The following is a 19656-nucleotide window of genomic DNA, read 5'->3' as shown; positions in this document are numbered from 1 at the left end:
AATGGGTCACTTCCAGACCTCGGCGACCTGATCCGCGACCTCCGGGGCCTGCCGGAGCCCGGCCTCGAAGGCGGGAAGCCACAGGCCGGGGTTCAGGACGTCGATTCCGAAGGCTTCGATGGCGGGCTGGTCGGGGCCGAGCGCGACGGTTTCGGCCGCGCCCAGCCGCTCCAGCTCGGCGCGCAGCGTCGAACGGGGGGTCAGGTGGCCCAGCGGCTCGATGATCACCACTCTGTCGTGCCCGGCGGCCAGGTCGGCGTTGGTGATCGAGTGCACCCCGCCGTCGATGTAGTGGCGTCCGCCGATCTCCACCGGCGGGAAGACGCACGGCACGCAGCAGCTGGACGCGACGGCCAGCGGCAGCGGGACGTCCGAGTCGGCCTTCCAGACGTGGAAGGAGCCGTCCTCGGCGTCCACCGTGGTGATCATCAGGGGCTCGGCCGGCCACTCGTGGCTGGGCAGCCGGTCGGCGATCTGGGCCAGCCTGGACCCGTCCCCGGTGACCTGCATGGCCAGCTCGCCGATCTTGCGGCGGGACTCGACGGGGTCCGCCTTGGTGTCGAACATGAACATGAAGGCCTCCATGACCTTCTCCATGTCCACGACCATCGGCGCGGCGTCGGCCTCCGCCTCGGCCACCTGGGAGACCAGCTCCCGCATGTCGGCCTTCTGGCGGATCATCGTGCCGACCACCGAGCCCGCCGAGGTGCCCACGATCAGGTCGGCCTCGCCGAGGTCGACGCCTCTCTCCCTCAACCCGGTGACCAGTCCGGCCTCCCAGCCGATACCGGCCACCCCGCCACCACCGAGAATCAGCGCTCTGCTCATGCCGCCCAGTCTGGCGTCCGGTTCTCCCTCCGGTCAAAGGCCTCCCGGCCCACGCCGCCTCACGCGCCGGCGACGGGCCGGGGCACCAGCGTGACGGGCGGCAGCGCCGGGTCCCAGGTGCCGTGCGGGAAGCAGGCCCAGGCCCTGGCGTTGGTCTCCTTCACCGCGACCTCGATGGGCCGGTAGAACTCGGCCTCGAACCGCCCGCTGACCACCTCGCCGAACACGAAGTCCGAGACGATCACCCCGAGGTCGGCGGAGGAGGCGACGAGTTCGCGTTTGAACGCGGGCGCGTCCAGGGCCCGGTGCAGCTTGTTGGCGACGTTGCCGACGAGCCCGTACCCGTCGTGGGTGACGTGCCCCGCGTCGAGCGACATCCGCAGCCGCAGCCTGGAGCCCTCGCTGGCGCGGCGGTTGTGGGCGTGCAGCATGACCCTCAGCTCGCCGACGAGGGGGTCGACGAGCAGGGCGGTGGGAAGGCCTCCCGGCAGGGCCAGCAGCATGCCGTCGCCGCGGTCCTCCCGGTAGGAGTGGTCCCAGGGCAGGCCCGAGGCGGCGAACGCCTCCTCGACCAGCGTGTACATGGTGGAACGCAGGTAGATCCGATCCTCCTGGCTGCGCTTCAGGTCTCCGAAGGCGCAGATGTCGAAGGCGAGCAGTGCGTGAAGTCCCCCGTGCGGACGAACTCGCCCGGTCCTGCCACAACCATGAGTGCCATGCGTCCGTCTTAGAGGGTTAGACCGACTCATCACAGGCATCCGTATGCTCTCCCTGAGGTTTGCCCTTGCCGATGAGACGCACCACCCGACACATCGGATCCACCGGATCCTTCAGGATTCAAGCACGCGCGACGGTCCGGGCGGGCCGGAAGAGGTTGAGCATGCGGGGGCCCGTGTGCCCCATGCGTTCCAGCAGGCGTGCGGCCTGGGACGCGGTCAGCCTTTCCTCCGGGTCCTTGCGGAGCAGCCCGTCGATGACGGGACGGAGCGGCCCGGCGTGGCGTGGCGGCAGGTAGTCGTCCGTGAGGACGGCGAGCATGGAGGCCAGCGCGCCGGCGCGCCGGTAGGGCGCACGTCCGTCGACGGCGGTGTAGAGCGTCGCTCCCAGGGACCACAGGTCGGACGCCTCGCTGAGCGGCTGGTTGAAGGCCTGTTCGGGCGACACGTAGGCCGGGGAGCACTCCATGAGCCTCGGCTCGGTGTCGGCCAGGTCGATGGCCAGCCCGAAATCGGTGAGCACGACCCGCCCGTCCGGGTGGATGAGCACGTTGCTCGGTTTCACGTCCCGGTGCAGCATGCCCTGGGCGTGCGCGGCGCGCAGGACCGACAGCAGCTGCCTTCCCACCTCGGCCGCCTCGCGCGGGGCCAGTGGCCCGTGTTCGTCGATGATCTGCTGCAGGTTGGGCGCCTCGACCATTTCCATGACCATCCACGGCCGTCCTCCCGCGACCAGGATGTCGAAGACCCCGGCGACGCCCGGATGGCTCAGCCTCGCCATGGAGCGTGCCTCTCTGGTGAGCAGCCGGCACAGCCTGCGCTGCCGCTCGGTGTCCGCATTGGACGGAAACAGGATCTCTTTCACGGCCACCGGGCGGTCGAGCAGTTCGTCATGCGCGTGCCAGACCACGCCCATGCCGCCCCTGCCGACCTCTTCCAGTAGCCGGTACCTTCCCGCGACAAGAATGTCCCGACCCCCGTCTCGCACGTTTCCGGCCTACTTGTCTTGACACTTGCCCGTTTTGGGCGGGTCTCAACTGTGACGTCCGTTCAAGAGTCGGTCAGTTTCCCCGCTCGCCGACCCAGCCAGTAGGCCCACACCACCCCTCCCACCGGGATCTCGATGAGGAAGGTGAAGAAGCTGTAGAGCAGCACCGAAGCCGCGGCCGCCGGGGCGTCCAGGCCGAAGTACACGAGCAGCGCGGCGGTTCCGGTCTCGGTCACGCCCGTCCCTCCGGGGGTGAGGACCACGCTGGTGAGCGCCCGGTTGAGCGCGAACACCGCGATGGTCTCGGCCAGGCGGAGCGTGTCGCCGACCGCCCACATGCAGGCGTGAAACAGCACGCCCTGAAGCAGCAGGTATCCGGTCATGCCGAGGGTCAGGAAGAGCCAGGACTCGCGCAGCACGTCCAGGGTCAGCTCGCGGATCCGCAGCAGCGAACCGCCGAGCGCGCGCAGCAGCCGCGCCGGACGCCGGGGAAGCCGGCCGGCCAGCCTCTCCAGCCAGGCGTCGAGCGTGCGCGCCGCCCACTCCCAGCGCAGCGACCCGGCGAGCAGGAGCGCCACGGCGAGCAGGAGCAGCGCGGCGGTGCCCGCGGCGAAGGCCAGTCGCCTGTCGGGCGCCTGCCCGACGAGCAGCAGCGCGCCGATGCCCACCGCGGGCAGCAGCAGCCTCCCGAAGATGTTCCAGACGCCGCTGACAAGGGTCGAGACGGTGACGGCGGCGTTGGAGAACCCCCAGGTCCTGGCCATGGTGAAGGTGACGGCCACCCCGGCGGCGCCGCCCAGCGGCAGCAGGTCGCTGACCGCGCTGCCCGCCGCGTTCAGCATGAACGCGCGGCCGTGGCCGAGCCCCGGCAGCGAACCGGTCAGCACATAGGTGTAGGCCCACAAGCCCAGCGCCCACAGCCCGAACAGCAGGACCAGCGTGCCCGGGTCCAGCCCGGACAGGCTGTGCCAGACCGCGCTCCAGTTCGCGCCGACCAGCCGCGGCATCAACGCGACGAGCACCGCGCCGAAGGCGAGGGAGAGCGCCGAGAGCAGCGGCCTGCGCCATCCCGTGGTATGAGAACGGCTCAACTCCGCCGCACGTAGCACTCGACCCCGAAGGCCAGCCGGAACAGCGGCAGGGGCATCCGCCGCAGCACGGACAGGGTGCGCAGTCCTCCGGAGGCCTGGCTGACGTGGGCGGCCATCGCGGCGCGTTTCACGCGGGCGTACCGGCGGACGTCGACGCGGTGGGTTATCTGTGCTCCTGGTGTGTATGCCCTCCTCCAATCCGGAAGCACCCGCCGCAGCGGGCGCGTCCAGCGCAGCAGCCGGTCCCGGTCCGCGGTGGCCTCCAGGACCACCGGGGTGCCGGCGAGCTCCGCCGCCGCCACTCCCACCCGGTGGACCTGGACGTGGTCGGGGTGTCCGTAGCCGCCGTTCTCGTCGTAGACGGTCAGCAGGTCCGCCTGCTCCTCCTTGAGCAGCCGCGCGAGCCGTTCCGCCGCCTGTGCCACCGGCGCGGACGCGAAGCCCCCCTCGGCCCGGCCGTCGAGGCCGGAGTCGCGGTAGCCGAGGCAGACGACGCGATGGCAGCCGAGACGGCGGGCCGACTCGCGCAGCTCGTCCATCCGGACCAGGCCGAGCGGCCTGGAACCCGATACGGCCGGTGCGGACGGCCCCGCCTCCCCCGCGGTGGCGACCACGAGGACCACCCGATGGCCTTCGGCGGCCAGCCGGGCCATCAGCCCGGCGGTCAGCAGCGCCTCGTCATCGGGATGGGCGTGGAAGAACAGGCAGGTCCGCACCCTGGCTCCATTCCCGGCACCGGCTGAAGATCTTTCCTGGCCCGGGTCAAGACTGGGCCAGCACGGACGCCGTTACCGGTCTGCGGCCCGCCCGCTGCTGAGACTCCCCAGGGTGAGGATCCTCCATGTGAGCGACTGCTTCCTGCCCCGGCTCGGCGGGATCGAGGTGCAGGTGGACGAACTGGCGGCGGTCCAGCGGGCCGCGGGCCACGACGTCCGGGTGGCGACCGCGACACCCGGTTCGCCCCATGACGGACTGATACGGGTGGGTCCGCGCGTTCCCTGGGGGCTGCCCGTCGGCGGTTCGCTCCGCTCGGTCCTGCGCGACTTCGCGCCGGACGTCCTGCACGTCCACGCCGGGGTGGTGTCGCCGTTCGCGTGGCGGGCACTGGCGACCTGCCGTGAGGTCCCGTCCGTGGTGACCGTCCACAGCCTGTGGGACGGCGGGATCGGCGCGCTCTACCGGCGGCTGATCGGCGACGGGGTCACGGTGAGCACGGTGAGCGAGGCCGCGGCCCGGCCGATCCGCCGGGCCCTGGACGTCCCGGTGCACGTGGTGCCGAACGGCATCGACACCCGGCCGTGGCGGGAGATCCGGCCGTGGCTGCCCACCGGCGCGGTCCAGGTCGCGGCGGTGGGCAGGCTCGCCCCGCGCAAGGAGCCGTTCGCCCTGCTGCGGATCCTGCGCGACACGGGACGGCGGGTGCCGATCCGCGCGGTCGTCGTCGGAGACGGCCCGGCCGCCCCGGCCATGCGCCGGTACCTGCGCCGCCACCGCATGGACGGATGGGTGCGGATGACCGGACGGCTGGAGCGCGCCGAGGTCCGCGAGGTGCTGGCCTCCGCTGACGTGTTCGTCGCGCCCGCCCGCCGCGAGTCGTTCGGGCTCGCGGCGCTGGAGGCCAGGCTGGCCGGGCTGCCCGTCGTCGCCCACGCCGGCTCGGGTGTCGCGGACTTCGTCCGGCCCGAGAAGGAGGGCCTGCTCGGCTCGTGCGCCGCCGACCTGACGGACGCGCTGGTCCGTCTGGTCGGCGACGCGGAGCTCCGGCACGGGATCGCCTCGCACAACGGCTCCACCGAGCCGACGCGGTGCACGTGGCCCTCGGTGCTCGCCGCGTTCGAGGAGCTGTACGAGCTCAGGCGCTGAAGACCGACCTGGCCCACTTGTAGTCGGACTTGCCGACGGCGGTCCGCTGCACCTCGCCGACGATCTGGAGCTCGCGGGGCAGCTTGTAGCCGGCGAGCCTGCCCCGGCAGTGCTCGACGAGGCTCTCCAGGGTGACCTCGGCGCCGGGCACGGGCGCGACCACGGCGGCGACCCGCTGGCCGAACCGCTCGTCCGGCAGGCCCACGACGACCACGTCGTAGACGTCCGGGTGGTCCTTGATGGCCACCTCGACCTCTTCGGGGTAGACCTTCTCGCCGCCGGTGTTGATGACCAGGGAGCCGCGGCCGAGCAGGACGATCGTGCCGTCCTCCTCGCGGACGGCGAAGTCGCCCGGCACCGACCAGCGCACCCCGTCGGCGTCGGTGAAGAAGGTGCTCGCGGTCTTGGCCGGGTCGTTGTAGTAGCCGAGCGGGATGTGGCCGCTGCGCGCCAGCCGTCCGACCTCGCCGATCCCGGCGGTCTTGAGCTCGTCGTCCAGGACGGTGATGCCCGGCTTCATCTGGAAGCGGGCGGTGCCCTCCTTGCCTCCGACGGACGGGCCGCACGCTCCGGTCTCGGAGGCGCCGTAGTTGTCGAGGAAGATGGCGAACGGCAGGTGTTCCTTGATGGCGTCCTTGGCGGCCTCGGTGAGCGGCGCGCCGCCGGAGGCGATCGCGAAGACCGAGGAGATGTCGTAGCCGCCCTTGCCGAGTTCGGCGGCGAGCGGACGGGCCATGACGTCGCCGACGAGCATGACGACGTTGGCCTTCTCGGCCTCCACCAGCTTCAGGGCGCGGGCGGGGTCGAAGGCGTGGTCGGTGTAGAGCACCAGCCGGGAGCCGCTGAACAGCGCCATCATCGCCACCCACTGGCCGGCGCCGTGCATGACGGGGGCGCAGTCGAGCGTGGTGGTCGGGTCGGCGGAGCCGCTCTTGGCGATCTCCTCGGGGCTGCCGATCGGGTCGCCCAGCACGTTGCCGCCGCCCAGCGCGCCGAAGAAGATGTCCTCGCTGCGCCACTCGACGCCCTTGGGGTAGCCGGTGGTCCCGCCGGTGTACATGATGTACCGGTCGTCGTTGGAGCGCTCGGGGAAGTCGGCCTCGCCGGACTGCGCGGCCAGCGCCGCCTCGTACTCGACGGAGTCGGGGACCTCGTTCTCCCCGCCGTCCTCGAGCACCATCACGTGGCGCAGTCCGGGCAGCGTGGCGCGGTCGACGTTCGCCAGGAGGGAGCGCTCCGCGATCAGGGCGACCGACTCGGAGTCGCTCAGCACGTGATGGAGCTCGCCCGCGACGTAGCGGTAGTTCACCGGCACCGGCACCGCGCGGATCTTGAAGATGCCGAAGAAGGCCTCCAGCCACTCGGCCCGGTTCCAGGCCAGGATCGCCACGTGCTGCCCGGGCCGTACGCCCTGGGCCGCCAGGTGGTGCCCCGCCTTGCTCGCCCTGGCGTCGAGCTCGCCGTAGGTGAGCCGGACGTCCCCCGCGACGAGGGCCTCCCGCTCCGGTGCGGCACCGGCGATGATCTCCAGCAGATCGGCCAGGTTGTACGTGGACATGCGGCGCCTCCGAGGGGGTTGTGGACGCGGGTTCCGGACATCTTCCGTTTCGCTCGCGTTACACAGCAAGACTCTGCTGACAAAACATCTCGGTTAGGTCCATCACAGAACTCAACTTCTGCCCGACTTCTGCACCTTGAGGGCCCATTGCGCAACCTTCATGAGGGGAACCGGCGCAGAGTGACGGTGAACACCCCCGAAAAGCGGTGGAGTTAACAGCGGTCTTATGGATGAATCGACATGCTGTGCATAACGATTCGGCAACCACGCAAGGGGGCGATGCGAAGTGAGCACACCGGTTGCCTGGACCCCGCCCACCTGGGAGGAGATCGTCTCCCAGCACTCCGGCCGCGTCTTCCGGCTGGCCTACCGTCTCACCGGCAACAGGCACGACGCGGAGGACCTCACCCAGGACGTCTTCGTCCGGGTCTTCCGCTCCCTGTCCTCCTACACTCCCGGCACCTTCGAGGGGTGGCTGCACCGGATCACCACCAACCTCTTCCTCGACGGCGCCCGCCGCCGCCAGCGCATCCGCTTCGACGCCCTCACCGACGAGGCCGCCGAGCGCCTGCGCAGCCGCGAGCGCGGTCCCGACCAGATCCTCGACGACGCCGCGCTGGACGCCGACGTCCAGCGCGCCCTGGACGCGCTGGCCCCCGAGTACCGGGTCGCGGTCGTCCTCTGCGACATCGAGGGCCTGACCTACGAGGAGATCGCCGCGACCCTCAACGTCAAGATCGGCACGGTGCGCAGCCGGATCCACCGGGGCCGCGCCCAGCTGCGCATGGCGCTGGAGCACCGGGACCCGGCGGCGCGGGCGGCGGAGGAACTCCCCGCTCAGGTTGCCGTGTCCTGAAGTTTCGCCGCATTAGTTTCCATGTCACTTTTGCGCTGATTTTCAGCGATTTCTTGTGACATAGGACATATGACCGGGTAGTTACCGGCGGTTAGCCTCCGCTCATGGACGTCGTCTTCGAACGCCGGGGCGAAGGACCGCCTCTGGTCCTGCTCCCCGGGCCCGGCCGCCGCGCCGACTGGGAACCGGTGTCCGACCTGCTCGCCCGCGACCACGAGATCATCGTGCTGGGCGGCACCCCCGACGGGCTCCCCGACTCCGAGCCCGGCTCTCTGATCCTCCACCTGGAGCTCGCCCTCTCCGGCCTCGGGCTGGGGATCCCGCACATCGCGGGCGACTCCCTGGGAGGGCTGCTCGCGCTGGAGGCCGCCGAACGTGCCCTCGTCGCCTCCGCCACGGCCTTCTCCCCCTCCGGATTCGCCCCCCGGACCGGCCCCCGCTATGCCGACGCCGTCCTGCAGGCGATGAGGCTCGGCGCCTCCCTCCCCGGAGCCGTCCTGGAACGGCTCCTCGCGTCCCCGCTCCAGGAGTCGCTGAGATTCCGCACGCTCTATGGGCGGCCTCACCCCGCCGACGCCGAGGCACTGGTCGTCGACCCCGAGGTGATGTGGGAGCCCGCCCCGCCCCGTCCCCGCCGACCCGCCCGGTTCACCGGGGAACTGGCGGACGTCCCCGTCACGCTCGCGTGGGGCGGCAGGGACCGGCGGACGCCCCCGCCCGAGGCGCTGCGCGCCCGCGACAGGCTCCCGCACGTCCGCCACATGTGGCTGCCGGGCTGCGGGGACCTCCCCCGGGGCTGCGGACCCGAGGCCGCCGCCGGGATCATCCGGCGCACCGTGGCCGCGGCCGAAGGTCAGCGGTCCGCCGTCGGCTCCTGATCCTCCGGGAGCAGTGGCAGCCGGAGCACGAACCTGGCGCCCCGGGGCGTGTCCTCCGCCCTCAGGCTGCCCCCGTGGGCCAGCGCCACCTCCCTGGCGATCGCCAGGCCCAGCCCGGTGCCCCCGGCCTCCCTGCTGCGCGCGGTGTCGAGCCGGGTGAACCGGCCGAAGATCCGCTCCCGTTCCGACTCGGGGATGCCCGGCCCCTCGTCGGTGACCGCGACCTCGACCTCGGTGCCGTGCCGCCGCGCCGCCAACCTGATCTCGCCTCCGCCGTAGCGGTGGGCGTTGTCCAGCAGGTTGGAGAAGAGCCGGCTCAGTTCGTTCCTGACCGCGTGGACGCGCAGCCCGGGCTCGATGTCGGTCGCCACGTCCCGGTTCACCTCGCCGCGCAGCAGCAGGCTCAGGTCGAGGTCCTCCGAGTTCTCCCTGCCCGTGCCGATCCGGGCCAGCAGCAGCAGGTCGGTGACGATCAGCTCCAGCCGGTCGGTGGCCCGCAGCGCCGCCTCGGCGACCTCGCGGAAGTCGGTGTCATCGGGATGCAGCAGCGCGTCCTCCAGATTGGCGCGCAGGCTCGCAATCGGGGTGCGCAGTTCGTGGGAGGCGTCGGACGCGAACTGCCGCTGTCGTTCCAGCGCCCGCTCCATCTGGTCCAGCGTCCGGTTGACGGTCCGCACCAGCCGGGAGATCTCGTCCTCCCCCTGGGGCTCGGGGATCCGGCGGCTCGGGTCGCTGGCCCTGATCTCCTCGTACTGGGCGCGCAGTTCGTCCACCGGCCGCAGCGCCCGTCCGATCACCACCCAGCTCAGCACCCCGACCAGCCCGATCGCCGCGCCGACCACCAGCGCGTTGAACAGGTCGCCCAGCCCGCTGGCCAGGAACCGGGGCAGCGGAGACCCCACCATCACGACCGGGGCGTCGGGCTCGCCGCCGGTCCTGACCACCCGGACCACATAGCAGTTCCCGCTGGGGAAGCACCGGGCGAACGTGGCCGTGCGATCATCGGGAGACGGGCGCATCGTGCTGAGGGGAGGCCGGTCCACGGCACTCGGTGTAGCCGCGATCATCTTGCCGTTCGCGTCGAAGACCTGGACTATCGGTGCGTTCGGGTCCGCCTCGATCTTCGGCCCGAGGGACCCTGACCGCACGTCCTCGACGACCCTCGCCGACGTCCTCTCCGCGTACCTCTGGGCCTCCTCGTAGGTCAGCGTCCGGAAGAGCCACGCGGCCGTCACCCCCAGCGTGCACAGCAACACGGCGGCCACGATGGTGGCCAGCAATGTACCCCGGGCCCTGATGGACCGCGGCCGCAGCCTCATACGTCCCCCCGGATGCGACGCCTCTTCTGACGATAATCACCGGGAGTCACGGGAGAAGCACCAGATCGCCCATGACGGGGTCATGTCACGAGAATCCTCTTCGGAGCCTGATCCGCTGACGCCGGGAACGCTCCCAAAAAGGAAAATGGAGGAGTTTAGTAACAATTAAGGCACGAACAGACTATGCGCAATACCACACCTTCACAGAGCCCTGACCGGCGAGCAGCATCTGATAAAGAGCGTTCCGCCAGCGGTTCCGCTCCCGAGCCGAGGACGCCCCTTCCACCCGAGAGGCGGCGGGCGGCTCAGGAGGCGAGAAGTTCATCACAAGTTGCGCTCCCAACCCGGCCGATCCTGGTCGCCACCGCACCTACACTGGCGATCTGGGACACCTCGGGACATGATTTGCCCCACAGTCCTGTAACAAACCCCTCTTCGGCCACATCCGTGGCGAGCTTGACCGACAGCCCCAAGGCGCGCGGGGCCAGTGCCGAACGGAGGTCACCGCGTGACAGCAGAGGCGAGCTTCCCCGCTCGCACCCGTCCTGATCAAATCCCCTGGGGGAACATCCCCAGCGAGCTGGCCGAGCACATCCAACCGCATCTCGACTCCCTCGCCGAGGAGATGATCGCGGAGATCCAGTCCCAGGTCCGTGAGTACTCACGGGGTGACGGCCCATACGCGATCATGCTCAGGACGATCGTCGAACGCGCGCTTCAACACTTCGTCGACCGCATCGCCGCCTCCGGAGGCCCTCCGGACTCGGAGTTCTTCCAGGCCATCGGCCGCGGAGAGGCCGGCGAGGGCCGCAGCCTCGACCCGCTGCAGGCCGCCATGCGCATCGGCGGCCTGGTCGCCTGGCGGCGCCTCTCGGAGAACGCCTACGATCTCGACCCCCGGGTCATCGCGGCCCTGGGCGAGGCGGTCTTCCTGCACCAGAACGAGATCGCCAAGTCCGCGGCCGAGGGCTACCACCAGGCCCGCGCCGCCGCGGCGGGCGAGATGCAGCGCCGCCGCAGGCGGCTGCTGGACCTGATGCTCAGCGACCCCTCCGCCGGCCCCGAGGCCATCGCGGACCTGGCCGCCGCCGCCCACTGGCAGGTGCCCAGGACGGTCGCCGCGGTCGCCCTCGACATCCGCCACCAGGACACCCGGCCCCCGGCCTTCCCGCCGGACGTGCTGTCCGACCTGAGCCGCACCCAGCCGTCGCTGATCATCCCCGACCCCGACGGACCCGGCCGGGCCCAACTCGTCGACCGGGCACTGGCCGACTGCAGCGGGGTGATCGGCCCGACCGTCCCGGTCACCGAGGCCGCCCGCTCCATGCTGCTGGCCCGCCAGATGCTCCAACTCGCCCAGCGCGGGGTGATCGAGGCCCACGGCGTGATCCGGTGCGTCGACCACATGTCCACGCTGATCCTGTTCCAGGACGAGACGCTGCTGGGCTCGCTGGCAGAGCTGCGCCTCGCCCCGCTGGCGCACCTGCGCAACAGCCAGCAGGACCGGCTCGCCGAGACCCTGCTGGCCTGGCTCCAGTCCGGCCGCAACGCCAACGAGGTGGCGATGCGCCTGCACGTCCACCCGCAGACCGTCCGCTACCGGCTGCGGCAGCTGGAGGAGCTCTTCGGCGACCAGCTCCTGGACCCCGACCTCCGCTTCGAGCTGGAGATCGTCCTGCGGGCCCGCCGCCTCCAGCAGGGCAGCACCGCCTCCACCGGCTCCGGGGAGCAGCAGCGCGCGGTCAGCGGCGAGGTCATCACCTTCCGCCGCTACTGAGCACCACCGGTACCGAGCACCACCGAAGAAGGCCACCCGCGGACGTCCGCGGGTGGCCTTCCCCATCAGGCGTTCGAGCGCCTCCGCCGGCCTCAGCCGCGGTAGAGGTTGATCTTGTCCTCGCCGATCTTCTCGCGCAGCGCCGGGTCGTCGACGCCCAGGCCCTCGGAGGGGGCCGCGCACAGCACGGCGACCTTGCCGACGTGCTGGTTGGTCTGGACGGCCCGGGTGGCCTCGCCCGCGCCGTCGAGGTCGAAGACCTTCGACAGCGTCGGGTGGATCATGCCGAGGCTGATCAGGCGGTTGGTCTCGACGGCCTCGTGGTAGTTGAAGCCGTGCGAGCCGACGATGCTCTTCAGCCGCATCCACAGGAAGCGGTTGTCGTACTGGTGCTGGTAGCCGGTGGAGGAGCCGCAGGTGACGATCTTGCCGCCGCGCTTGGCCACGTACACCGAGGTGCCGAAGGTCTCCGCGCCGAGGTACTCGAAGACGATCTGCGGGTCCTCGCCGACCTGCGCGCGGATCGCCTCGCCCAGGATGCGTCCGGCCTTGCGGTTGCGGAAGCCCTCCGAGCCCAGGCCCAGCTCGCTGCGGTTGATGACGTGCTCGACGCCCTGCCTGCGGACCAGGGCCGCCTTGTCCTCGGAGCTGACGACCGCGACCGGGATGCCGCCGCCGTTCTTCACCAGCTGGGTGGCGTAGGAGCCGAGGCCGCCGGTGCCGCCCCAGACCAGGACGACGTCGCCCTGCTTCATCCGGGCGCCGTGGTTGCCGACCAGCATGCGGTAGGCGGTGGCGGCGCACAGGGTGTTGGACGCCGACTCCTCCCACGTGAGGTGGGCCGGCTTCTTGATGAGCTGGTTGGCCTTGACGACGCAGAACTCGCCGAGCGAGCCGAAGTTGGTCTCGAAGCCCCAGGCGAGCTGGGTCTCGGTCATCATGCCGTCGTCGTAGGAGGCGTGGTCCTCCTCGTCCACGTACGCGGGCGAGATGACGACCTTGTCGCCGACCTTCCAGTTCTTGACGCCGACACCGGTGCGGACGATGACGCCCGAGCCGTCTGAGCCGAGGATGTGGTACGGCAGGTCGTGGCGGGCGCCGTACCAGCCCTGGCGGCCGAACTTCTCCAGGAAGGCGAAGGTCGGGACCGGCTCGAAGATCGCCGACCAGACGGTGTTGAAGTTGATCGCCGCGGACATCACCGCGACGATGCACTCGTCCGGCGCGATCTCCGGCATGGCGACCTCGCCGACGTGCATCGACCTGCGCACGTCCTTGTCGGTCTCGCCCTCGAAGATCCCCACCTCGTCGCGCAGTGTGTGGGCGGCGCGGAACGATTCGGGAAGCTCGGTGGCGAGCAGCTCCTCGGGGGAGGCGCCGTTGATCACGGCCTGGAGCAGTTCAGACATGTTTCTTCCTCAGCTTGGTCGCGCCTTCTTCGGTCATCGGGCCAGTTCCCCCGCCAGGTGCCCGGCGATGATGTGCACGCCGGGCGGGTCCAGCAGGTTGAGGTGATGCGTGTCCGTCACCTCGACGATCTCCAGGCGCGGGCACAGCGGGCCCAGGCCGTTGGTCTCGTCGAGATCGATGTAACGCGCGTCCTGCACCGCCCAGGGGGTGGGCAGAGGCGCCTTGTAGAGGATCACCCGGCCGTCGTACGGGCGGTAGGTGTACCTCTCCAGCGTGCGGGTGTCCTGGTGTGAGGTCAGCTGGTGGTGCAGAACCGCCGGGGGCAGAGAGGCCATCACGGGTGCGGTCCGTTCGGCGACGAGGGCGAACATCTCGTCCTCGCTCTTGCCCGCCAGTTCTTCGTAGTCCAGCTTCACCTCCATCCCGTACGTCTCTGTGAGATAGGCGGCGAACCCTGCGAACCGCTTGGCGAGGTTGTCCTCGTCGTCGTCGGTCGGCAGCGGGACACCGCCGTCGAACAGCGCCACGAACTCGACCTCATGCCCGGCCGCGCTGAGCTGCTGCGCGGTCTCGTAGGCGAGGGTGGCGCCGAAGGACCAGCCGCCGAGCCGGTAGGGGCCCTCCGGCTGGGTGGCCAGGATGTGCTCGACATACCGGGCCGCGCGTTCCTCGACGCTGGGCGCGTCCTCCCAGCGCTCCAGGCCGTAGAACGGCTGGGCGGTGCCGATCAGCTCCGCGAGCTGCCGGTAGCAGCCGGTGGTGCCACCGGCCGGGTGCGCGGCGAAGAACGGGCGCCCGTCGCCGAGCGGCTGGAGGGGTCTGACCGTCTGCCGCGCGGCCTCCTCTTCCACTGCGCGGATGACGTCGGCGACCCCTTCGGCCGTCGGGTCGGCGAACAGCTCCATCCGGTCGAGCCTCACGCCGAACTCCGCTTCGAGAGCGGCGTGGATCCGGTCGGCCTGGTGCTCCTGGCCGCCGAGGGCGAAGAAGTCGTCGGCGACGCTGACCCTCTCCAGGCCGAGCTGCTCCTCGAAGAGCCGGGCGGCCGTGCGCTCGGCCGCGTCGCGCGGCATCACGTAGCCGCTGTCGTCCTTCGTGTGCTCGGCGGTGCCGCCGATGCCGAGCTCTCCCGCGGCCCACTCCTCGAAGACGTCGACGCTCGCGCCCTGCAGCAGCACCGAGGGCGGGACGGTCAGCCCGAGGTCGTGCTCGATCGCGCTCTTGATCCGGACCGCGACCAGCGAGTCCAGTCCCAGCTCGGTGAGCGGGACGGACGGGTCGAGCCGGGAGGCGTCGAAGCCGAGGATGGACGACACCCGCTGCATCACCCGGTCGCGGATCGCCTTGCGGGCCTCGTCAGCGGGCATGCCGCGCAGCGCGTCCGGACCGGCCCAGTCGTCCTGGACGGCGGCGGTGCCCGCGGCGGCGACGAGCGCCTCGTAGAAGGGCATCTGCTTGATCTCGGGGAACAGCTCGACGGCCTTGGCGGCGTCGAACCGCAGCACTCCGGTCGCCGGACGGTCGAAGGCCAGCAGCGCCTCCAGCGCCTCGGCGCCCTCCTCCGGCGAGATCGGCTCGATGACCGTGACGTTCACGTCGGTCGCGCCGCCGACCTGGGACCAGGTGCCCCAGTTGACGGTGGTGCCCGCCAGGCCCTGCGCCCGCCGGTGTGCGACGAGCGCGTCGAGCGCGGCGTTGGCGGCCGCGTAGGAGCCCTGGCCGGGGGAGCCGAGCAGGGCGGCGGCGGAGGAGTGCACGACGAAGAAGTCGAGGTCGTCGGGGGCCGCCTCGTGCAGCCGCCAGGCGCCGACGACCTTCGGCGTCCACACCCTGTGGAGGTCCTCGGGACCGATCTCCGCGATCAGCCGGTCGGCCATCCCGGCCGCGCCGTGGACGATGCCGCACAACTTCCGGCCGCCCTCGCGGGCGACCTCGACCAGCCGTTCGGCGACGCCCTCGGCCGCGATGTCGCCGAGCACCACACCGATGTCCACACCGGACTCGCGGAGCCTCGCGATGGCCTTCTCCGCCTCGGGGGACGGGCCGGAGCGGCCGGACAGGACGATCCGGCCCGCGCCGCGCCCGGCCAGGAGGCGCGCGGTGACCAGGCCGATGCCGCCGTAGCCGCCGGTGATGATGTAGGCGCCGCCGCGCCGGACCGCCCTGCGCGGCTTGCCCTCGGGCAGGCGCGCGGCGGCCAGCCGGCTGGTGTGGCGCACGCCGTCGCGCCAGGCGATCTCGGTGTCGGCGGTCCCGGCCGCGATCTCGCGCCGCACCAGGGCGAGCTCGTCGGCGCCGAGCCGCCCGCCCAGCCCGGCGGGCAGGTCGATCAGGGTGGTGCGCAGACCGGGCTGCTCGAAGCCGAGCACCCGGACCAGCGCGGTGAGGAAACTCTGGGCCGGACGTCCGGCCTCGCCGGGCAGCACCGGCTGCGCTCCCCGGGTGACCAGCCACAGCCGCTGCGACGACAAGGCGCGCGCCGCGCCCGCCACGGCCAGCACCAGCGCCTCGTCCCGCACCGGCGGGACGAGAACGACGTGCCGCACGTCCGGGGTGATCAGCGCCTTGAGGGCCTTCTCGGTGTCCGACCAGTCCAGGTCGTCGACGACCAGCACGCCTTCCGGCTCGCCGCCGTCCCGCGGCTCCTCCGCGAGCTCCGAGGGCGCCCAGACGCTCTCGACGAGCTTGTCGGCCAGCGGCACCGGCACGTCCTCCGGCCGGGCCAGCAGGACCCCGGTCGCGGCGAGCAGCGGAGCGCCGTCCTCGTCGTGGAGGAGGACCTCGCCGACCACGCCCTGCTCGGTGTGCTCGACGTTCACCCGGCAGCGCCCGCCCCGGTGGGTGGGGCCGAAGACCCGCAGCTCGGCGATCGACTCGGGCAGCCACCCCGGCTCGCCGACCTCGGCCGACAACAGCTTCAGGCAGCGGTCGAAGACCTCCGGGTGCAGCCGGTAGTGGCGGCTGCCCCGCACGGCCGCCTCCACGACGGCCGAACCCGCGCCGGCCTCCGCCATGGGCTCCCCGGCGGCCTCGACCGCCTCGGCGGACGCGACCCGCGCCCACGTCCCGGCCGGCGTACGGGTGTGGATCTCCACATGCCCGTCCTCGGAGAGCGTGGTGCTCAGGGTCGTCTCGTCCGACAGCGCCACCAGCCGGTGGACCGCCAGCCCGCGGACCGCGTCGGCTCCGATCTCCGCGCCCGCAGCCAAGGCCATCTCGGCCAGGGCCGCGGCGGGCAGCAGAGCGCCGTCCCAAGCGAGACGGCCCTGCCACGCGTGGCGGTCCTCACCGGGCAGCTCGACGTGCGAGCCCAGCAGCGGGTGGACGTCGCTCCCCGCCACACGGCGCGCGCCGTCCATCCAGTGCCGCTCGTGCCGCCACGGGGCCCGCGGCAGGTCGATGATCGCGCCGTCCGCGGCGGTGACCGTCCGGTGCCCGTGCACGGCCAGCGTCGCGAGCCGGGTGTGGAACGTCACCGTGTCGTCGGTCTCCTGGCCCTTCGGCGCGCGCTTCAGCGTGTGCGTGATCAGCGCCCCGGAACCCTCCAGGGTCTCCCCGACCGCCATCGACAGGATCGGGTGGGCGTTGATCTCGACGAAGGTGCGGTGGCCGTCCTGCGCGGCGGCGGTGACGGCGTCCGCGAGCCGGACGGGGTTGCGCAGGTTCGCCGCCCAGTACTCGGCGTCCAGCGGGACCGAGCCGTCCAGCAGCTTGCGCGGGTCCTCCAGCGCGGTGGTGTACATCGGGACCGTGCCGGCCTTCGGCTTCAGCTCGGCGAGCAGCTCGCGCAGTTCCGGCAGCAGCGGCTCGACCTGCGGGGAGTGGCCCGCGCCCTCGGCCTTGACCTGGCGGGCCAGGTATCCCCGCCCCGACGCCCAGGCCAGCACCGCCTCGATCGCCTCGTTGTCGCCGGTCACCACGGTCTGGCGGGGTGAGGACAACACCGCCGGGTGCACCTCGGGCCCGTCGTAGTCGGCCAGCTCCGGCAGCCCGCAGCCGAGCACGGCCATGCCGCCTCCGCCGACCAGCGCCGTCATCAGCCGCGACCGGCGGACGATCACCTTGACACCGTCGGCGAGACCGAGCGCCCCGGAGACGACCGCCGCGGCGACCTCGCCCATCGAGTGGCCGACGACCGCGGCGGGCTCGATCCCGTAGGAGCGCCACATCCGGGCCAGGCCGATCTGCACCGCGAAGAGCACCGGCATGATCTCGGCCGGGCCCTCGGGCATCCGGCCGCTCTCCAGCAGGTCCCACAGGGCGAGGTCGGCCTCCTCGACGAAGAGCCCGTCCAGGTCGTCGATCGCCTCGGCGAACGCCGACTCCTCCTCCAGCAGGGACTGCGCCATGCCGGGACGCTGCGCGCCGTAACCGGAGAACACGAACACCGGGCGGCCCGGGGTACCGACCGTCATGCCGGTGACGACCGCCGGGTGCGGAGTGCCCCCGGCCAGTGCCGTCAGGCCGGAGCGGAGCCCTTCCAGGTCGCGGGCGACGACCGCCGCGCGGGCGCGTCCGCGCGGGTCGCGGCGGCGGAGCGTCGCGGCGGTGTCCGCCAGGTCGTGCGGGTCCACGCCGTCGCCGGCCTCCCGCGCGTCGAGCTCCGCGAGAAGGGCCTCGGCGTACGCCGGGAGGCGGTCGGCGGCGACGTCCGACAACGGGAACGTCCGGACCGGGGCGGCCTCGACGGTCCGCTCGGTCTCCTCGACGGCCTCCAGCGTGACGTGGGCATTGGTGCCACCGAACCCGAAGGCCGACACACCCGCGCGGGGCGGCCTGTCCTCATGGGACGGCCAGGGCCTGCGCTCGGCGACGACCTGGAGGTTCAGCTCGTCGAACGGGATGTGCGGGTTCGGCGAGGTGTAGTGCAGGGAGGCGGGGATCGTCCGGTGCCACAGCGACAGCACCGTCTTGATCAGCCCCGTGACGCCCGCGGCGGCCTCCATGTGGCCGAGGTTGGACTTGACCGAGCCGAGCAGCAGCGGCTCGGTCCGGCCTCCGCCGAGGGCCTCGCCGACCGCCCGGGCCTCGATGGGGTCGCCCAGGAACGTGCCGGTGCCGTGGGCCTCGATGTAGTCGAGGTGGCGGTCGGCGGCGTACATGTCGCGCAGGAGGCTCTTCTGGGCGTCGGCGTTCGGCGCGACCAGGCCGTTGGACCGGCCGTCGGAGTTGACGCCGGTCTTCGTGATGACGGCCAGGACGCGGTCCCCGTCGCGGCGGGCGTCCGAAAGCCGCTTCAAGACGACGACTCCACACCCTTCGGCGCGAACCATCCCATCCGCCGAAGCGTCGAACGCTTTGCAGTGTCCGTCCGCGGCGGTGGCGTCCGCCGCGTCGAAGGTCATCGTGATGGTCGGCGACAGCAGCACGTTGACGCCGCCCGCGAGGGCCACGTCGCTGTCACCGTTGCGCAGTGACTGGACCGCCAGATGGGTCGAGACCAGGGAGGAGGAGCAGGCCGTGTCCACGATCATGGACGGACCGTGCAGGTCGAGCAGGTACGACAGGCGGTTGGCGACGATGCTCAGCGCCGCGCCGGTGGCGGTGAACGCCTCCAGCTTGGTCAGGTCCGAGGCGGTCAGGCCCGCGTACTCGGGGGCCGAGACGCCGACGAACACGCCGGTCCGGGTGCCGCGCAGCCGGGCGGGGGCGATCCCCGCGTGCTCCAGCGACTCCCAGGCCACTTCCAGCAGCAGGCGCTGCTGGGGGTCCATGACGGCGGCCTCGCGCGGGGTGATGCCGAAGAACTGCGCGTCGAAGCCGGCGATGTCGTCCAGAAAGCCGCCCCTGCGGGTGACCTTGTCGAGCAGGTCGGCGATCTCCGGCGAGCCGTCGTCGAAGGCGTCCCAGCGGCCTTCGGGGACCTCGCCGATCGCGTCGCCCTCCTCCAGCAGGAAGCGCCAGAAGTCCTCGGGGCCGTTGATCCCGCCGGGGAAGCGGCAGCCCACGCCCACCACGGCGACCGGCTCGTCGGACGCCCTGGAGGGCCCGTCCTTCGGCGCGGCGGCCACGGCGGCCTCCGGGGGGTTCGCGCCGCTGAGCGCGGCGGCGATCCGGCTGATCGTCGGGTGCTCCCAGACCAGCGTGGCGGGCAGCGAGCGGCCGAGCAGTTCCTCGAGTTCGCCGGCGACGGCGACGGCGTCGCGGGAGGCCAGGCCGAACTCCTCGAGGGGCTGGTCCACGTCCACCTCGCCGGGCACCAGCCCGGCGCGATGTGCTATCTCACTAATGAGGAAATTCTGGATCTCCGCCTGGAGCTGCGGATTACCCGACTCCGGGGATCGGGAACCTTTGGTTTCCGGCATGGTGAGGATCCCCCAAGGTGGCATGGGTCAGTGCAGAGGGACCACCTTGTCCTGTTTTGACCGCATC

Annotated in this window: 13 protein-coding genes; 4 read left to right on the top strand and 9 right to left on the bottom strand. The window is 71.7% G+C overall.

What is annotated here, in order from left to right; all coding sequences use genetic code 11:
* Positions 1–6 precede the first annotated feature (6 nt).
* The 5 genes from ABGB12_RS18945 to ABGB12_RS18925 form a co-directional block, all read right to left on the bottom strand.
* On the bottom strand, positions 7–828 hold the full coding sequence (locus ABGB12_RS18945; RefSeq protein WP_347679656.1) for a patatin-like phospholipase family protein: 822 nt from the start codon (positions 826–828) through the stop codon (positions 7–9).
* Between the two features lie 59 nt (positions 829–887).
* Positions 888–1412, bottom strand: a complete 525-nt coding sequence (locus tag ABGB12_RS18940) for a hypothetical protein (protein ID WP_347679654.1) — start codon at positions 1410–1412, stop codon at positions 888–890.
* A 253-nt stretch (positions 1413–1665) separates the two neighbouring features.
* On the bottom strand, positions 1666–2532 hold the full coding sequence (locus ABGB12_RS18935; RefSeq protein ID WP_347679652.1) for a serine/threonine-protein kinase: 867 nt from the start codon (positions 2530–2532) through the stop codon (positions 1666–1668).
* Positions 2533–2594: 62 nt separating this feature from the next.
* Positions 2595–3623: a lysylphosphatidylglycerol synthase domain-containing protein gene (locus ABGB12_RS18930; RefSeq protein WP_347679650.1), complete on the bottom strand. Its 1029-nt coding sequence runs from the start codon at positions 3621–3623 to the stop codon at positions 2595–2597.
* Positions 3620–4339, bottom strand: a complete 720-nt coding sequence (locus ABGB12_RS18925; protein ID WP_347679648.1) for a PIG-L family deacetylase — start codon at positions 4337–4339, stop codon at positions 3620–3622. The genes ABGB12_RS18930 and ABGB12_RS18925 overlap by 4 nt, the downstream gene beginning before the upstream one ends.
* Before the next feature lie 127 nt (positions 4340–4466).
* On the opposite strand from ABGB12_RS18925, the gene ABGB12_RS18920 reads away from it, so the two are divergent.
* Positions 4467–5486, top strand: coding sequence for a glycosyltransferase family 4 protein (locus ABGB12_RS18920; protein ID WP_347679646.1), 1020 nt, complete (start codon positions 4467–4469; stop codon positions 5484–5486).
* On the opposite strand, the gene ABGB12_RS18915 is transcribed toward ABGB12_RS18920, so the two are convergent.
* Entirely contained in the window at positions 5476–7044 is a 1569-nt protein-coding gene (locus ABGB12_RS18915; protein WP_347679644.1) for an acyl-CoA synthetase, read from the bottom strand. The two genes, ABGB12_RS18920 and ABGB12_RS18915, sit on opposite strands and share 11 nt — an antisense overlap.
* A 286-nt stretch (positions 7045–7330) precedes the next feature.
* Between ABGB12_RS18915 and sigE the strand changes: the two genes are divergently transcribed.
* On the top strand, positions 7331–7900 hold the full coding sequence (sigE, locus tag ABGB12_RS18910) for an RNA polymerase sigma factor SigE (protein ID WP_347679642.1): 570 nt from the start codon (positions 7331–7333) through the stop codon (positions 7898–7900).
* Between the two features lie 104 nt (positions 7901–8004).
* On the top strand, positions 8005–8778 hold the full coding sequence (locus ABGB12_RS18905) for an alpha/beta hydrolase (RefSeq protein WP_347679640.1): 774 nt from the start codon (positions 8005–8007) through the stop codon (positions 8776–8778).
* Here ABGB12_RS18905 and ABGB12_RS18900 read toward each other — a convergent pair.
* Positions 8754–10043 carry a HAMP domain-containing sensor histidine kinase gene (locus ABGB12_RS18900; protein ID WP_347679638.1) on the bottom strand — a complete coding sequence of 430 codons (1290 nt, stop codon included), beginning with the start codon at positions 10041–10043 and terminating at the stop codon, positions 8754–8756. The genes ABGB12_RS18905 and ABGB12_RS18900 overlap by 25 nt on opposite strands.
* A 562-nt stretch (positions 10044–10605) precedes the next feature.
* Between ABGB12_RS18900 and ABGB12_RS18895 the strand changes: the two genes are divergently transcribed.
* Positions 10606–11874 (top strand): helix-turn-helix domain-containing protein, encoded by a 1269-nt coding sequence (locus ABGB12_RS18895; protein ID WP_347679636.1) that lies wholly within the window; start codon positions 10606–10608, stop codon positions 11872–11874.
* 92 nt (positions 11875–11966) lie between these two features.
* Here ABGB12_RS18895 and ccrA read toward each other — a convergent pair whose 3' ends face one another.
* Both ccrA and ABGB12_RS18885 read right to left on the bottom strand, forming a co-directional pair.
* A complete protein-coding gene (ccrA, locus tag ABGB12_RS18890; protein ID WP_347679634.1) occupies positions 11967–13283 on the bottom strand; it encodes a crotonyl-CoA carboxylase/reductase in 1317 nt (438 codons plus the stop codon).
* Positions 13284–13316: 33 nt separating this feature from the next.
* Complete coding sequence (locus tag ABGB12_RS18885) at positions 13317–19589, bottom strand: SDR family NAD(P)-dependent oxidoreductase (RefSeq protein ID WP_347679632.1); 6273 nt, start codon at positions 19587–19589, stop codon at positions 13317–13319.
* Positions 19590–19656: the final 67 nt, after the last annotated feature.

It is taken from the genome of Actinocorallia sp. B10E7, assembly GCF_039871655.1.
In the GTDB taxonomy this organism is placed as follows: Bacteria; Actinomycetota; Actinomycetes; order Streptosporangiales; family Streptosporangiaceae; genus Actinocorallia.
Note: the sequence above shows the minus strand (reverse complement) of the source record. Positions and strands in the feature narration are given on the sequence as shown.